Annotated in this window: 10 protein-coding genes; 8 read left to right on the top strand and 2 right to left on the bottom strand. The window is 58.9% G+C overall.

Annotated features, from left to right (window positions below; genetic code table 11):
* The first annotated feature begins 104 nt into the window (after positions 1 to 104).
* Positions 105 to 1,433: an OprD family porin gene (locus tag ACZ0AI_RS15500; RefSeq protein ID WP_463562633.1), complete on the top strand. Its 1,329-nt coding sequence runs from the start codon at positions 105 to 107 to the stop codon at positions 1,431 to 1,433.
* 96 nt (positions 1,434 to 1,529) lie between these two features.
* Here the strand turns inward: ACZ0AI_RS15500 and aguA are convergent, their stop codons facing one another.
* Positions 1,530 to 2,639, bottom strand: a complete 1,110-nt coding sequence (aguA, locus tag ACZ0AI_RS15495; RefSeq protein WP_463562632.1) for an agmatine deiminase — start codon at positions 2,637 to 2,639, stop codon at positions 1,530 to 1,532.
* A gap of 950 nt (positions 2,640 to 3,589) precedes the next feature.
* Here aguA and ACZ0AI_RS15490 point away from each other — a divergent pair.
* The 7 genes from ACZ0AI_RS15490 to ACZ0AI_RS15460 all read left to right on the top strand — a co-directional run bounded on the left by ACZ0AI_RS15490 (position 3,590) and on the right by ACZ0AI_RS15460 (position 11,820).
* On the top strand, positions 3,590 to 4,948 hold the full coding sequence (locus tag ACZ0AI_RS15490; RefSeq protein ID WP_463562631.1) for a glutamine synthetase family protein: 1,359 nt from the start codon (positions 3,590 to 3,592) through the stop codon (positions 4,946 to 4,948).
* Positions 4,949 to 5,003: 55 nt separating this feature from the next.
* Entirely contained in the window at positions 5,004 to 6,371 is a 1,368-nt protein-coding gene (locus tag ACZ0AI_RS15485) for an aspartate aminotransferase family protein (RefSeq protein WP_463562630.1), read from the top strand.
* Positions 6,372 to 6,478: 107 nt separating this feature from the next.
* Positions 6,479 to 7,579, top strand: coding sequence for a polyamine ABC transporter substrate-binding protein (locus ACZ0AI_RS15480; protein WP_463562629.1), 1,101 nt, complete (start codon positions 6,479 to 6,481; stop codon positions 7,577 to 7,579).
* Positions 7,580 to 7,750: 171 nt separating this feature from the next.
* Positions 7,751 to 8,833, top strand: coding sequence for a polyamine ABC transporter substrate-binding protein (locus tag ACZ0AI_RS15475; RefSeq protein ID WP_463565950.1), 1,083 nt, complete (start codon positions 7,751 to 7,753; stop codon positions 8,831 to 8,833).
* Between the two features lie 55 nt (positions 8,834 to 8,888).
* A complete protein-coding gene (gene potA, locus ACZ0AI_RS15470; protein ID WP_463562628.1) occupies positions 8,889 to 10,043 on the top strand; it encodes a polyamine ABC transporter ATP-binding protein in 1,155 nt (384 codons plus the stop codon).
* 23 nt (positions 10,044 to 10,066) lie between these two features.
* Positions 10,067 to 10,948, top strand: a complete 882-nt coding sequence (locus tag ACZ0AI_RS15465; RefSeq protein WP_463565949.1) for an ABC transporter permease subunit — start codon at positions 10,067 to 10,069, stop codon at positions 10,946 to 10,948.
* On the top strand, positions 10,945 to 11,820 hold the full coding sequence (locus ACZ0AI_RS15460) for an ABC transporter permease subunit (protein WP_463562627.1): 876 nt from the start codon (positions 10,945 to 10,947) through the stop codon (positions 11,818 to 11,820). Before ACZ0AI_RS15465 ends, ACZ0AI_RS15460 begins: the two co-directional genes overlap by 4 nt.
* A 258-nt stretch (positions 11,821 to 12,078) precedes the next feature.
* Here ACZ0AI_RS15460 and ACZ0AI_RS15455 read toward each other — a convergent pair whose 3' ends face one another.
* Positions 12,079 to 14,052, bottom strand: coding sequence for a BCCT family transporter (locus ACZ0AI_RS15455; protein ID WP_463562626.1), 1,974 nt, complete (start codon positions 14,050 to 14,052; stop codon positions 12,079 to 12,081).
* Positions 14,053 to 14,238: the final 186 nt, after the last annotated feature.

The raw sequence follows: 14,238 nt of genomic DNA, 5'->3' as shown, positions 1-14,238 counted from the left end.
TTCGACGGTCGTGCCCGAATTCGGCTGATTTAGTGCCGCTGAGGCATCACCCATCAGACCGATGTGTTGCAACCAATAAAAGAAAACACACTGGAGAGATCACGATGAAAAAAGCTTCCCTGGCGCTGGCCGTAGCTGCCGGCACTCTGGGTCTGACCCTGGGCAACGTTGCTAACGCTGCCTTTATCGAAGACAGCACCGCCAAGTTGGATCTGCGTAACTTCTATTTCAATAACGATGTTCGCGATACTGATAGCCCCAGCAACAAGGAGTGGGGCCAGGCGTTCCAACTGAACCTGCAGTCGGGCTTTACTGAAGGTACTGTTGGTGTCGGCGTCGATGCACTTGGTCTTGTGGGCGTCAAGCTAGATTCCGGTGGTCGTACCAACAAAGCGGGTCGTAGCCGCACACCGGGCGTTCTGTTCCCAACTGATAGTGATAACAGTGCCGTTGACGAGTTCAGCAGCCTGGGCCTGACCGGCAAGATTCGCGTTTCCAAGACCGTGGCACATGTCGGCACTCTGCAGCCGAAGCTGCCAGTCGTTACCTTCAACGACGGTCGTCTGATCCCGCAGACTTTCGAAGGTGCTCAGGTCACCTCCAATGAAATCGACAACCTGACACTGGTCGCCGGCCAACTGGAGCATGCTAAAGGCCGTACCTCCAGCAATGCCGAGTCTCTGGCCATTGCCGGTGCGGGCGCTGGGGCGGACAGCAACAAGTTCTATTACGGTGGTGCTGACTACAAGATCAACAAGGATCTTCTGGTTCAGTACTACTACGGTAACCTGGATGACTTCTACAAGCAGCACTTTCTGGGTCTGACCCACACGCTGGCGCTGGGTGCCGGCTCGCTGAAGTCTGACCTGCGTTACTTCGACACTGGTTCCGATGGCAAGAACGGCAGTGCTGCTGGTCGTGCCGATGGCTACCGCGCCGCAAGTGGCAAGGCGGGTTTTGATGGTGAAGCTGACAACCGCACCTGGAGTGCTTTCTTCACCTACAGTCTGGAGGGTCACGCACTGAGCGCCGGCTACCAGCAGGTTTCCGGTGACAGCAACTTCATTCAGCTAAACCAAGGCTCGATTCCTGGCCAGGGTGGTGCAACTACCTATCTGATCACCGACCGTCAGATCACCAACTTCGCCCGCGCTGGCGAACGTACCTGGATCACTCAGTACGGTTATGACTTCGGCAAGATCGGTGTTCCTGGCCTGACCGCCAACGTGCTGTACATGAAAGGCGACAACATCAAGTCGGCAACTGGCGACCTGAAAGAGTGGGAACGCGACCTGACTGTCAGCTACGTGCTGCAGCAAGGCTCGTTGAAAGGTATGGGCTTTGCCTGGCGTAACGCTTCGCTGCGCAGCCAGCCGGGTGGCGATATCGATCAAAACCGCCTGATCGTCAGCTACAGCATCCCGCTGCTCTAAGCTGGAGTGTCGAGCCGCACCACGCGGCGGCTCGTCTCAATGCAAAAGCCCGGACTGGTTCCGGGCTTTTGCTTGTCTGGGTTCCGAGAGCAGCCGTCAGCCCGCGGCAACCACCGCCGGCTGTTGCTGAGTGATGCAATGAATATTGCCACCGCCCAGCAGAATCTCGCGGCCCGGTACCATGACCACGCGGTGCTCGGGGAATAGGCGTTCGAGGATGGCCTTGGCTTCCTCGTCTTTGGGGTCATCGAAACTCGGCGCGATGATGCCGCCGTTGACGATCAGGAAGTTCACGTAGGAGCCGGCCAGGCGTACGTCGGGGCTGCGCTCCTGGCTGCCCAGTACGCGGTCGACACCCGCGCATTCTTCTTCGCTCGCATGCAGCGGGCCGGGAATCGGCATCTTGTGTACGGTCAGGATACGGCCTTTGGCGTCGCGGGTGCTTTCCAGCACGCGCAGGGCGGCCTGGCAGCGAGAGTAATTGGGGTTTTCCGGATCGTCCGTCCAGGCCAGCAGCACTTCGCCTGGTCGCACGTAGCAGCAGAAGTTGTCGACGTGGCCGTCGGTCTCGTCGTTGAACAAACCGTCCGGCAGCCAGATGACTTTGTCGATGGCCAAATGATCGGCCAGCACGGCTTCGATCTGCTCGCGGTTCAGGTGCGGGTTGCGGTTGTGGTTGAGCAGGCATTCCTCGGTGGTAACCAGAGTGCCTTCACCGTCGACGTGAATCGATCCGCCTTCGAGCACGAAGCCTTCGGTGCGATAACCGTCGCAGCCTTCCAGGCCAAGGATCTTGCTGGCAACTTGATCATCGCGCAGCCACGGGAAATATAAACCACCTTCGAAGCCGCCCCAGGCGTTGAAGCCCCAATCGACACCACGCAGCTCGCCACTTGTGCTGGTCACGAAGGTGGGCCCCGTGTCGCGCACCCAGGCATCGTCAGTGGTCATTTCCACTACACGGATACGCGCATGCTGCAGGTGTGCACTGGCATTCTCGTACTGCCCGGCAGACACGCAGACAGTCACCGGTTCGAACTCGGCGATGGCTCTGGCCACGGCCGTGAACGCGTGCTGTGCGGGTTTGCCACCCAGGCGCCAGTTGTCCGGCCGTTCCGGCCAGACCATCCATGTCTGGCTGTGCGGTTCCCACTCCGCGGGCATGCGAAAGCCATCGGTGCGAGGGGTGGTGCTTAGGGTCGACATGGCGTTACTCCGTGACGGCGTGCGGCTGAAATAAGGAGGGATTTTATCTCAGCAGGTCGTTGAACTGAACTTCAGGATGTTCCTTGAGGAGCGCGCAATGGCACGCTGGGCTTCCATTCATGATGGAGGATCCATCTTGTTGAAAATTTCAATCAATGACTCACGCCTCGGAGCATCGATCCCAGCGCAATGTACCGTCAAGACAAGGTGGGACGCCCTAAAGGAGAGCGCAGTGACCATTTATAGGGCGTTTTAAGGGCTTTTTGAGTGATTCTTTGCCACCGTGTTGGTCATTCATATGGCGGGGCTGCGTTTGAGTTTCGCTGTGTTGTATAAAAAAATGAACAAGGCTAAGCTCGGACAAACCCCTAATAATCCAACAATACGGGTGTTTCATGACGTGCCTGTGGCTCTCCAGCGCCATCGTTCGTGCCCTGCACTGTCCAGCTTATCCTGGGGCTGCTGCTGATCGCGCTCATCATCAGGACACGGCTACGCGTTATCAGCGCTGCTGCCAGAACGCAGCTCAAGTTGCTTACCCCGCTCGAAAATCTGCACACTCCGTCAGTTTTCCCTATCCTCTTCCGGGCACTTCGCTTCGCAAGCCAGAGTGGCTTGGTGCTTCTTTATGTCGTTGGTTGGTTCGCGAGTGCGCTTTCGCTGTTAGTGACGCGGGGGCGTGCCTTGGCCTAGCGGCCCATGCTTTGCAGGTGAGGCTGGGTCTGTCGAGTGCAACAAAGGTCAGTTACAGTCTGGATCCGTGTGGCGAAGGCGTGCTGCCCATGCATGCTGGCCGGGCTTATCTGGATGGCCTAATGGGCGTTTTACCGGAGGCCACGTGACAATTCGGATTTTCCTGCGCTCTGGCCAACCTCCAGCCGAGATTTGCGAGTGGGCAGGGCATGTCGAGCCGGCCGAGGATGCCGGTTTTAAAAAAACCTGAGGTCTCTATGAGTACCAAATTGGACCAGCTCTCCAGCTGGCTGAAAGAACGCAAGATCACCGAAGTCGAATGTCTGGTCAGCGACCTGACGGGTATCGCCCGTGGCAAGATCTCGCCGACCAATAAATTCCTCGACGAAAAGGGCATGCGCCTGCCCGAAAGTGTGTTGCTGCAGACCGTTACCGGCGATTATGTCGAAGACGACGTCTATTACGATCTGCTCGACCCGGCCGACATCGACATGATCTGCCGGCCGGATGAGAACGCCGTGTTCATCGTGCCCTGGGCCATCGAGCCGACCGCTCAGGTGATCCACGACACCTACGACAAACAGGGCAATCCGATCGAACTGTCGCCGCGCAACATCCTCAAGAAAGTCCTGCGTCTATACGCCGACAAGGGCTGGCAGCCGATTGTGGCGCCGGAGATGGAGTTCTACCTGACCAAGCGCAACAGCGACCCGGACTTCCCGCTGGTGGCGCCGATGGGTCGGTCCGGGCGTCCGGAAACCGGCCGGCAGAGCTTCTCGATCGATGCGGCCAACGAATTCGACCCGCTGTTCGAGGACATGTACGACTGGTGCGAGCTGCAAGGCCTGGATCTGGACACCCTGATCCACGAAGAAGGCCCGGCGCAGATGGAGATCAACTTCCGTCACGGCGAAGCCCTGCACCTTGCTGACCAGATTCTGGTGTTCAAGCGCACCATGCGTGAGGCGGCACTCAAGCACGACGTGGCGGCGACCTTCATGGCCAAGCCGATCACCGACGAGCCCGGCAGCGCCATGCACCTTCACCAGAGCATCATCGACAAGAATACCGGCAAGAACATCTTCTCCAATGACGACGGCTCGATGAGCGAGCTGTTCATGCACCACATCGGCGGCCTGCAGAAATACATCCCGGAATTGCTGCCGCTGTTCGCCCCCAACGTCAACTCGTTCCGCCGCTTCCTGCCGGACACCTCGGCACCGGTAAACGTCGAGTGGGGCGAGGAGAACCGCACCGTTGGCCTGCGCGTACCGGACGCTACGCCGCAGAACCGCCGGGTCGAGAACCGCCTCGCTGGCGCTGACGCCAACCCTTATCTGGCGCTGGCGGCCAGCTTGTTGTGCGGTTACATCGGTATGGTCGAAGGCATCGAGCCGAGCGCGCCGGTCGTGGGGCGCGGTTACGAGCGCCGTAATCTGCGCTTGCCGCTGACCCTCGAGGCCGCGCTGGAACGCATGGAAACCTGCCAGGTGGTCGAGCAGTATCTGGGCAAAAAGTTCGTCAGTGGTTACGTGGCGGTCAAGCGTGCTGAGCACGAGAACTTCAAGCGCGTGATCAGTTCTTGGGAGCGCGAGTTCCTGCTGCTCTCGGTCTGAGTTAACCGGGGCCGGTGCGTGATCCGCACGGCCCTGACTATATAAAGAGGTGAACATGACGGTAAACAACCCGAAAACCCAGCAATGGCAGGCCATGAGCCGCGACCATCACCTGGCGCCTTTCAGTGATTTCAAACAATTGGCCGAGAAAGGCCCGCGCATTATTACCCGCGGAGAAGGCGTGCACCTGTGGGACAGCGAAGGCAACAAGATTCTCGACGGTATGGCTGGGCTGTGGTGTGTCGCACTGGGTTATGGGCGTGAAGAGTTGGTGCAGGCCGCCAGCCGGCAGATGCGTGAGTTGCCGTTCTACAACACCTTCTTTCAGACCGCTCATCCGCCTGTGCTTGAACTGGCCAAGGCGCTCTCCGAAGTCACCCCGGCGGGCATGAATCATGTGGTATTCACCGGTTCTGGTTCGGAAGGCAACGACACCATGTTGCGTATGGTGCGCCACTATTGGGCACTTAAAGGTAAGCCGAGCAAGAAGGTCATCATCGCCCGTGAGAACGGTTACCACGGCTCCACCGTTGCCGGGGCAAGCCTGGGCGGTATGAAAGGTATGCATGAACAGGGTGATCTGCCGATCCCCGGCATCGTGCACATCGCTCAGCCTTACTGGTTCGGCGAAGGTGGCGATATGACCCCGGAGGCTTTCGGCATCTGGGCAGCCGAGGAACTGGAGAAGAAGATTCTCGAGGTCGGCGAAGACAACGTTGCGGCGTTCATCGCTGAGCCGATCCAGGGCGCTGGCGGTGTGGTCATCCCGCCAGACAGCTACTGGCCGAAGGTGCGTGAGATTCTCGCCAAGTACGAAATCCTCTTTGTCGCCGATGAGGTGATCTGTGGGTTCGGCCGCACGGGTGAGTGGTTCGGTAGCGATTATTACGGCAATACGCCGGACATGATGACCATCGCCAAGGGCCTGACCTCGGGCTATGTGCCAATGGGCGGCCTGGTGGTGCGTGACGAGATCGTCGAGGTGCTCAACGAAGGCGGCGACTTCAACCACGGTTTCACCTACTCCGGGCACCCGGTGGCAGCTGCCGTGGCGCTGGAAAACATCCGAATTTTGCGCGAAGAAAAGATCCTCGAGCGAGTCAGAGAGGAAACGGCACCGTATTTGCAAAAGCGATTGCGTGAACTGGCGGATCACCCGCTCGTGGGGGAAGTGCGTGGAGTCGGCATGCTTGGCGCCATCGAACTGGTTAAAGACAAGCAGACCCGCGAGCGTTATCCGAGCGACAAGGCTGTCGGTATGATCTGCCGCGGTCATTGCTTCGAGAGCGGGCTGATCATGCGCGCCGTGGGCGACACCATGATCATTTCGCCGCCGCTGGTGATCAGCAAGACCGAAATCGACGAGTTGGTGGACAAGGCGCGCAAGTGCCTGGATCTCACTGCCCGTGCTTTACTGGCATAAGGCTTGAGCGATAAGGCAGTTATCGCCAGACTGCGCCGGCCATAAAGGGGCCACGCAGCAGCGCGTGGCAACCCGAATAATCAACACCACAAATGGAGCTGAACCGCATGATCAAGACTTTCGGCAAGACTCTGCTAGCCGTGACGCTGGCCGGCACCGTGGCCGGTATGGCGCAGGCAGATAGCAAGGTACTGAACGTCTACAACTGGTCGGACTACATCGCTGCGGACACCGTGGCCAAGTTCACCCAGGAAACCGGCATCAAGGTCACCTACGACGTTTTCGATTCCAACGAAACCCTGGAAGCCAAGCTGTTAGCCGGCAAGTCCGGTTACGACATCGTGGTGCCGTCGAACAACTTCCTGGCCAAGCAGATCAAGGCCAAGGTTTATCAGCCGCTGGACAAATCCAAGCTGCCGAACTGGAGCAACCTCGACAAGAACCTGCTGAAAACCGTTGAAATCAGCGACCCGGGCAACCAGTACGCCTTCCCGTACATGTGGGGCTCGATCGGTATCGGCTTCAACCCGGAGAAGGTCAAGGCCGCGTTGGGCGAGAATGCCCCGGTGGATTCCTGGGATCTGCTGTTCAAACCGGAAAACATCGAGAAGCTGAAATCCTGCGGTGTAGCCTTCCTCGACTCGCCGACCGAGATTTTGCCGATTGCGCTGCAGTACCTGGGCTACGATCCAACCAGCACTGATCCGAAAGAACTCAAGGAAGCCGAGGCGCTATTCCTGAAGATTCGTCCTTCGATCACCTACTTCCACTCGTCCAAGTACATTTCCGATTTGGCCAATGGCAACCTCTGCGTCGCTGTGGGTTATTCGGGGGACGTGTACCAGGCCAAGTCTCGCGCTGAAGAAGCTGGCGACAAGGTCAAAGTGGCTTACAACATTCCGAAGGAAGGTGCCGGTACCTTCTTTGACATGGTGGCAATCCCCGCTGATGCGGAAAACGTTGAGTCTGCTTACGCCTTCATGAATTTCCTGATGAAGCCGGAAGTCATGGCTGAGATCACCAACGAGGTGCAGTTCCCCAACGGCAACGCCAAGGCCACGCCTCTGGTGGACGAGGCCATCCGTAATGACCCGGGCGTTTACCCGAGCGAGGAAACCCTGACCAAACTGTACGCTTTCCCGGATCTACCGCCGGCAGCTCAGCGCGCGATCACCCGTAGCTGGACGAAGATCAAGTCCGGCCGTTGATCGAGCCGCGACCGCAGCGCTGTCTGGCGCTGCGGTTCGCGCTTCTGCAGGGATAACGGGCGGATCGCCGCCCGCCGAGCGTTGCGGCCCTGTCGTGACGCTCACTCGAATTGCGATGCGTCACCGCCTGGTGATGAGCCATAACAAAGAGGACGACCTGTGCATTTTCCCCTGGGCAAGATTCTGACAACGACCGCGCTTTCGGTTGGCTTGGCAACCCTGGCACATGCGGATGGCACCGTGCATATCTACAACTGGAGCGACTACATCGGCGAGGAAACCTTGGCCGAGTTCCAGGAGGCCACGGGTATCAAGCCGGTCTACGACGTCTTCGACTCCAACGAAACCCTGGAAGGCAAACTGCTCGCCGGCCGTACTGGCTACGATGTGGTGGTGCCGTCCAACCATTTTCTCGGCAAGCAGATCAAGGCGGGCGCGTTCCAGAAGCTCGACCGTAGCAAGCTACCGAACTGGAAAAACCTCGACCCGGCGCTGCTCAAGCAGCTCGAAGCCAACGATCCGGGCAATCAATATGCGGTGCCCTATCTGTGGGGTACCAACGGCATTGGCTACAACGTGGCCAAGGTCAAGGAAGTGCTGGGCGTCGACGAAATCGACTCTTGGGCCGTGCTCTTCGAGCCGGAAAACATGAAGAAGCTGGCCACTTGTGGTGTGTCGTTCCTCGACTCGGCGGACGAGATGATTCCCTCGGTGCTCAATTACCTGGGCCTCGATCCGAACAGCCAGAGTGGCGACGATTACGCCAAAGCCGAAGCCAAGCTGCTGGAAGTGCGCCCCTACGTGAGCTACTTCCACTCCTCGAAATACATCAGCGATCTGGCCAACGGCAACATCTGCGTGGCGTTCGGCTATTCCGGTGATGTTTTACAGGCCGCAGATCGTGCCGCGGAGGCCGGAAAGGGCGTCGAAATCGCCTATGCGATTCCCAAGGAAGGCGCCAACCTGTGGTTCGACATGCTCGCCATTCCCAAGGACGCCGGCAATGTCGAGCAGGCCCATGCCTTCATCAACTACCTGCTCGATCCGCAAGTGATCGCCGGTGTCAGTGATTATGTCGGTTATGCCAACCCCAACACCAAGGCGGGGGAGTTGATGGATCAGGACATTCGCCAGGATGAGTCGGTTTATCCGCCGCAGAGTGTTCTGGACAAGTTGTATATCTCAGCCGAATTGCCGCCTACGGCGCAGCGTCTGATGACCCGAAGCTGGACGAAGATCAAGTCCGGAAGATGAGTCTATTCGCGCCCGGCCCTTGCCGGGCGCCATTTTTGCAGCGGGAGTTTTGTTAATGTCAGTTGCTTCCAGCACCTATAAGAAGGTCATCGAAGGAAGTCAGCAACCGAAAGAGGTGCTGGTCAAGATCGAGCGAGTGACCAAGAAATTCGACGAGACTATCGCCGTCGAGGATGTGTCACTGACCATCAACAAAGGCGAGATATTTGCCCTGCTCGGCGGTTCAGGCTCGGGAAAGTCGACGCTGCTGCGCATGCTCGCCGGCTTCGAACGACCCACCGAAGGGCGCATCTTCCTCGATGGGCAAGACATTACCGATATGCCGGCCTACGAGCGGCCGATCAACATGATGTTCCAGTCTTACGCGCTGTTCCCGCACATGAGCGTGGCTGACAACATCGCCTTCGGTCTCAAGCAGGACAAGCTGCCCAAGGCTGAAATCGATGCGCGCGTGGCGGAGATGCTCAAGCTGGTACAGATGAGCCAGTACGCCAAGCGCAAACCTCATCAGCTTTCCGGCGGGCAGCGCCAGCGCGTGGCCCTGGCCCGCTCCCTGGCGAAGAAGCCCAAGCTGCTGCTGCTCGACGAGCCCATGGGCGCGTTGGACAAGAAGCTGCGTTCGCAGATGCAACTTGAGTTGGTGGAAATCATCGAGCGCGTGGGCGTGACCTGCGTGATGGTCACCCACGATCAGGAAGAGGCCATGACCATGGCCCAGCGCATCGCCATCATGCACCTGGGCTGGATCGCGCAGATCGGCAGCCCGATCGATATCTACGAGACGCCGGCCAGCCGCCTGGTATGCGAGTTCATCGGCAACGTCAACCTGTTCGAAGGTCAGCTCGTTCACGATGACACCGACCACGCCGTGATCGACTGTCCGCAGCTGGACAAGCCGATCTACATCGGCCACGGCATCAGCACCCGAGCTCAGGAGACCCAGGTCACCTACGCATTGCGCCCGGAAAAGCTGCTGATGGCCACGCAACTGCCCAGCGACCACGAGCACCCGGAGTACAACTGGAGCCATGGCAGCGTTCACGATATCGCCTACCTGGGCGGCCACTCGGTGTACTACGTCAAGCTCACCTCGGGGCAGATCGTGCAGTGTTTCATTGCCAACGCCGAACGCCGCGGCAAGCGGCCGACCTGGGATGACCCGGTGGTGGTGTTCTGGGAAGACGACAGCGGCGTGGTACTGCAGTCATGAAGATGAGCAGCCTGACCAAGCGCATGCCTACCGGCCGACACCTGGTGATCGGCGTTCCGTTCATCTGGCTGTTCCTGTTCTTTCTGCTGCCGTTCATCATCGTCCTGAAGATCAGTTTCGCCGAAGCCGATGTGGCGATTCCGCCGTATACCGAGGTTTTCACCTGGGTGGATAACACGTTGTCGATGGTATTGAACCTGGGCAACTACATCTTCCTCAGCGAGGATGACCTGTATATAGCCGCTTACCTCGGTTCCTTGAAAATCGCTTTTTTCAGCACCCTGGCTTGCCTGTTGATCGGCTATCCGATGGCCTATGCCATCGCCCGGGCAAAAAAAGAAACCCAGATGGTGCTGCTGCTGTTGGTGATGATGCCAACGTGGACTGCGATCCTGATCCGCGTCTACGCCTGGATGGGGATTCTCAGCAACAACGGCCTGCTCAATGGTTTTTTGCAGAGTATTGGTCTGATCGACTCGCCGTTGCAGATCCTCAACACCAACACCGCGGTGTACATCGGCATCGTTTACTCGTACTTGCCCTTCATGATCCTGCCGCTGTTCGCCAACCTGGTGAAGCATGATCAGAGCCTGCTGGAGGCCGCGTCGGATCTCGGCTCGAGCAACTTCAACAGCTTCTGGAAAATCACCGTGCCACTGTCCAAGAATGGCATCATCGCCGGCTGCATGCTGGTGTTCATTCCGGTGGTCGGCGAGTTCGTCATTCCCGAGCTGCTTGGCGGCCCTGAAACGCTGATGATCGGCAAGGTGTTGTGGCAAGAGTTCTTCAACAACCGCGACTGGCCGGTAGCATCCGCTCTGGCGGTGGTGATGCTGGCGCTGCTGTTGATTCCGATCATTCTATTCAACAAGAACCAAGCGAAAGAAATGGAGGGCAAAGCATGAAAAACTTCCGCTTCTCCACCTTCATGCTTTGGGTCGGTTTCGCGTTCATCTATCTGCCGATGTTCATCCTGGTGATCTACTCGTTCAACGCCTCGCGGCTGGTAACTGTCTGGGGTGGTTGGTCGACCAAGTGGTACGTCAGCCTCCTCGATGATCGGCAGTTGATGGGCGCGGTGTGGCGCTCCCTGGAAATCGCCTGCTACACGGCAATCGCCGCAGTGGCGCTGGGCACCATGGCGGCCTTCGTACTGACCCGGGTGCATCGCTTCAAGGGACGCACGCTGTTTGGCGGCCTGGTCACGGCGCCGCTGGTCATGCCCGAGGTGATCACCGGTCTATCGTTGCTGCTGCTGTTCGTGGCCATGGCGCAACTGGTCGGCTGGCCTGCAGAACGCGGCATGATGACCATCTGGATTGCGCACACCACCTTCTGCTCGGCCTATGTGGCCGTGGTGGTCTCCGCGCGTTTACGCGAGCTGGATCTGTCCATCGAGGAAGCCGCCATGGATCTTGGCGCGCGGCCTTGGAAGGTGTTCTTCCTGATCACTATTCCAATGATTGCGCCATCGTTGATGGCTGGCGGCATGATGTCCTTCGCCTTGTCCCTGGATGACTTGGTGCTGGCCAGCTTTGTCTCCGGCCCTGGTGCCACCACGCTGCCGATGGAGGTTTTCTCCAAGGTACGCCTAGGCGTGACCCCGGCGATCAACGCCGTGGCCAGCTTGATTCTGCTGGCGGTGTCGCTCGCCACCTTCCTGGTGTGGTTCTTCGCCCACCGCGCGGAAGAGCGGCGTCGCAAGGCGATTCAGCAGGTCATGGAAGAAAGCCAAGCGGCGATCTCCGCACGGCCAGAGGCTAAGCCCGCTCACTGAGTTTTTGCGGTCGCAAGCAATGCCCGCCATCTGCGTCAGCAGGGCGGGCATTGTTGTTTCTGAGGGCGTTGCTTCGCTGTCGACATCGTAGGAGCCGGCTTGCTGGCGAGACGTGTATCCAGAGCATCGCCGGCAAGCCGGCTCCTACTCGCCATGGATGTCATCAACGCGCCAGGTGGAGCCGCCTGCCGAGACGAATGCGAGGCCCCAACGAAAACGCCCGGGCATTGGCCCGGGCGTTTTGTCTTGCGCGACGCGTCAGCGAGTCAGATGCAGGAAGTGCATGTGACGCTCGTACTGGTCGAGGATATCGCCAATCACTTCTTCGCGGTTCCAGCCCATCACGTCGTAATCCTGGCCGCCCTCGTTGAGGTGAACTTCGGCGCGGAAGTACTTGCGCTCTTCGTTGCTGTCATCGCTGGTATCGCGCATCACGAAGCTTGGCTGGATCAAAGCGCGTGGGCGCACTTGATACTCGAAATCCGTCTCGGTGCCGTGGCTGACCGATAGCGTTACGCGGCCATCTTCACCGCTTTCCACTTTGGATTCTCGACCTTGCTTGCGCAGCTCCTCTGCCACCTGCTCACAGGCGGGCAGAACGGTATCGACGATGAAGCGGTTTACGTGGGCGCGGCGCGGCAACATGACCATGCTACGCAGGCGACGTTGCCAGCCTCCAGGGCTGGTGCTGCCGCGCGAGCTGAGCGAGACCTGATCACGCAGGCCACGCTTGGCGGCATCCAGTCGCAGGGCTCGCAGTAGACCCCACATGGAAGCCAGCAGCGCAATCACGAAGGGCAGGGCGCTGGCGATGGTCGCGGTCTGCAGGGCCTTGAGGCCATCGGCCAGCAGCAGCGAAGCGGCTACTACGCCCATCAGCACTGCCCAGAAGATGCGCTGCCAGACCGGTGTCCGATCCTGGCCGCCCGAGGCTAGCATATCCACCACCATGGCACCCGAGTCCGCCGAGGTGACGAAGAACACCACGACCATGATGATCGCTATCTGCGACAGGATCATCGACAGCGGGAAGTGTTCGAGGAAGGCGAACAGTGCTAGTGAGCTGTCCTTGTCGACTGCTAGGGCAAGGTCGGTGAACCCGTCGACCATGATCATATGAATCGCCGTGTCGCCGAATACGGTCATCCACAGCAGGGTGAAACCGGCGGGTACGACCAACACGCCGCTGATGAACTGGCGAATCGTGCGACCGCGGGAAATACGTGCGATGAACAGGCCCACGAACGGTGACCAGGACAGCCACCAGCCCCAGTAGAACAGTGTCCAGCCACCGATCCAGTCTGTAGGCTCGTACGCATAGAGGTTGAAGGTCTTGCTGACGATCTCCGAGAGGTAGGCGCCAGTGTTCTGCACGAATGTCTGCAAAATGAACACGGTGGGGCCGAGTACCAGCACGAACAACAGCAGGATAACGGCGAGGATCATGTTCATCTCGGAGAGACGACGGATACCCTTGTCCAGCCCGCTCACTACAGAGAGGGTCGCCAACCCCATGGTGCCAATCAGCAGGCCAATCTGCACGGTCGTGGTGGTCGGTAAACCGTACAGGTGGTTGAGGCCTGTGTTGATCTGTAGCACGCCATAACCCAGCGAAGTCGCCACGCCGAGAACGGTGCCGATCACCGCGAAAATGTCCACCGCATGTCCGATCGGGCCATAGATACGGTCACCAATCAGCGGGTAAAGCGCCGAACGCAGGGTCAGCGGCAAATTATGCCGGTAGGCGAAGTACGCCAGGATCAGTGCGACGACGGCATAGATTGCCCAGGCATGCAGACCCCAGTGGAAGAAGGTTAGCTTCATTGCCTCCTTGGCTGCCTGGACGGTCTGTGGGTCGCCCACCGGTGGTGCGATGAAGTGCATCACCGGCTCAGCGACACCGAAGAACATCAGGCCGATGCCCATGCCGGCGCAGAACAGCATGGAGAACCAGGTGGTGTTGTTGTATTCGGGCTCGCTGTGGTCAGGGCCTAGCTTGATATCGCCATAGCGACTCACCGCGAGAAACACCACGAAGAGCAAAATCAGCGCAACGGAGAGGATGTAGACCCAGCTGGCGTTTTCGATGATCCACGCCTGAGTAGCGCTGAATACGCTCTGTGCATTGTCCTTGAACACGGTGCTGTAGATCACCAGGCAGGCGATCAGGAACGTAGAGCCGAAAAAGACCGGCGGGTTGAGGGTGGAGCGGGAAGACTGTGGTGCCTCCATCGAGCTAGCTCTCCTTGTTCAGAGTCAGTCCATGACGTACGCGCCTACCTGATCGAGCATAGGCCAGATCGGCTGACGGGCGGATGGAGAATCGACTCGGTTTATCGGATGGCCGCCAAAGGCGGAAGGCCGGGCATTGTACCACCGCGATAGACGGTTTCTTGAATGTGCCAGCTATCGATAGGT

It is taken from the genome of Pseudomonas sp. AC355, assembly GCF_979258205.1.
This window is presented reverse-complemented; position numbering and strand designations above follow the sequence as displayed.

What these genes read in the sequence shown, in the direction of transcription:
- ACZ0AI_RS15455 (WP_463562626.1), bottom strand. Translation starts at nt 14,052, where the DNA reads ATGGAGGCACCACAGTCTTCCCGCTCCACCCTCAACCCGCCGGTCTTT.
- ACZ0AI_RS15465 (WP_463565949.1), top strand. Translation starts at nt 10,067, where the DNA reads ATGCCTACCGGCCGACACCTGGTGATCGGCGTTCCGTTCATCTGGCTG.
- ACZ0AI_RS15460 (WP_463562627.1), top strand. Translation starts at nt 10,945, where the DNA reads ATGAAAAACTTCCGCTTCTCCACCTTCATGCTTTGGGTCGGTTTCGCG.
- potA (WP_463562628.1), top strand. Translation starts at nt 8,889, where the DNA reads ATGTCAGTTGCTTCCAGCACCTATAAGAAGGTCATCGAAGGAAGTCAG.
- ACZ0AI_RS15500 (WP_463562633.1), top strand. Translation starts at nt 105, where the DNA reads ATGAAAAAAGCTTCCCTGGCGCTGGCCGTAGCTGCCGGCACTCTGGGT.
- aguA (WP_463562632.1), bottom strand. Translation starts at nt 2,639, where the DNA reads ATGTCGACCCTAAGCACCACCCCTCGCACCGATGGCTTTCGCATGCCC.
- ACZ0AI_RS15490 (WP_463562631.1), top strand. Translation starts at nt 3,590, where the DNA reads ATGAGTACCAAATTGGACCAGCTCTCCAGCTGGCTGAAAGAACGCAAG.
- ACZ0AI_RS15480 (WP_463562629.1), top strand. Translation starts at nt 6,479, where the DNA reads ATGATCAAGACTTTCGGCAAGACTCTGCTAGCCGTGACGCTGGCCGGC.
- ACZ0AI_RS15485 (WP_463562630.1), top strand. Translation starts at nt 5,004, where the DNA reads ATGACGGTAAACAACCCGAAAACCCAGCAATGGCAGGCCATGAGCCGC.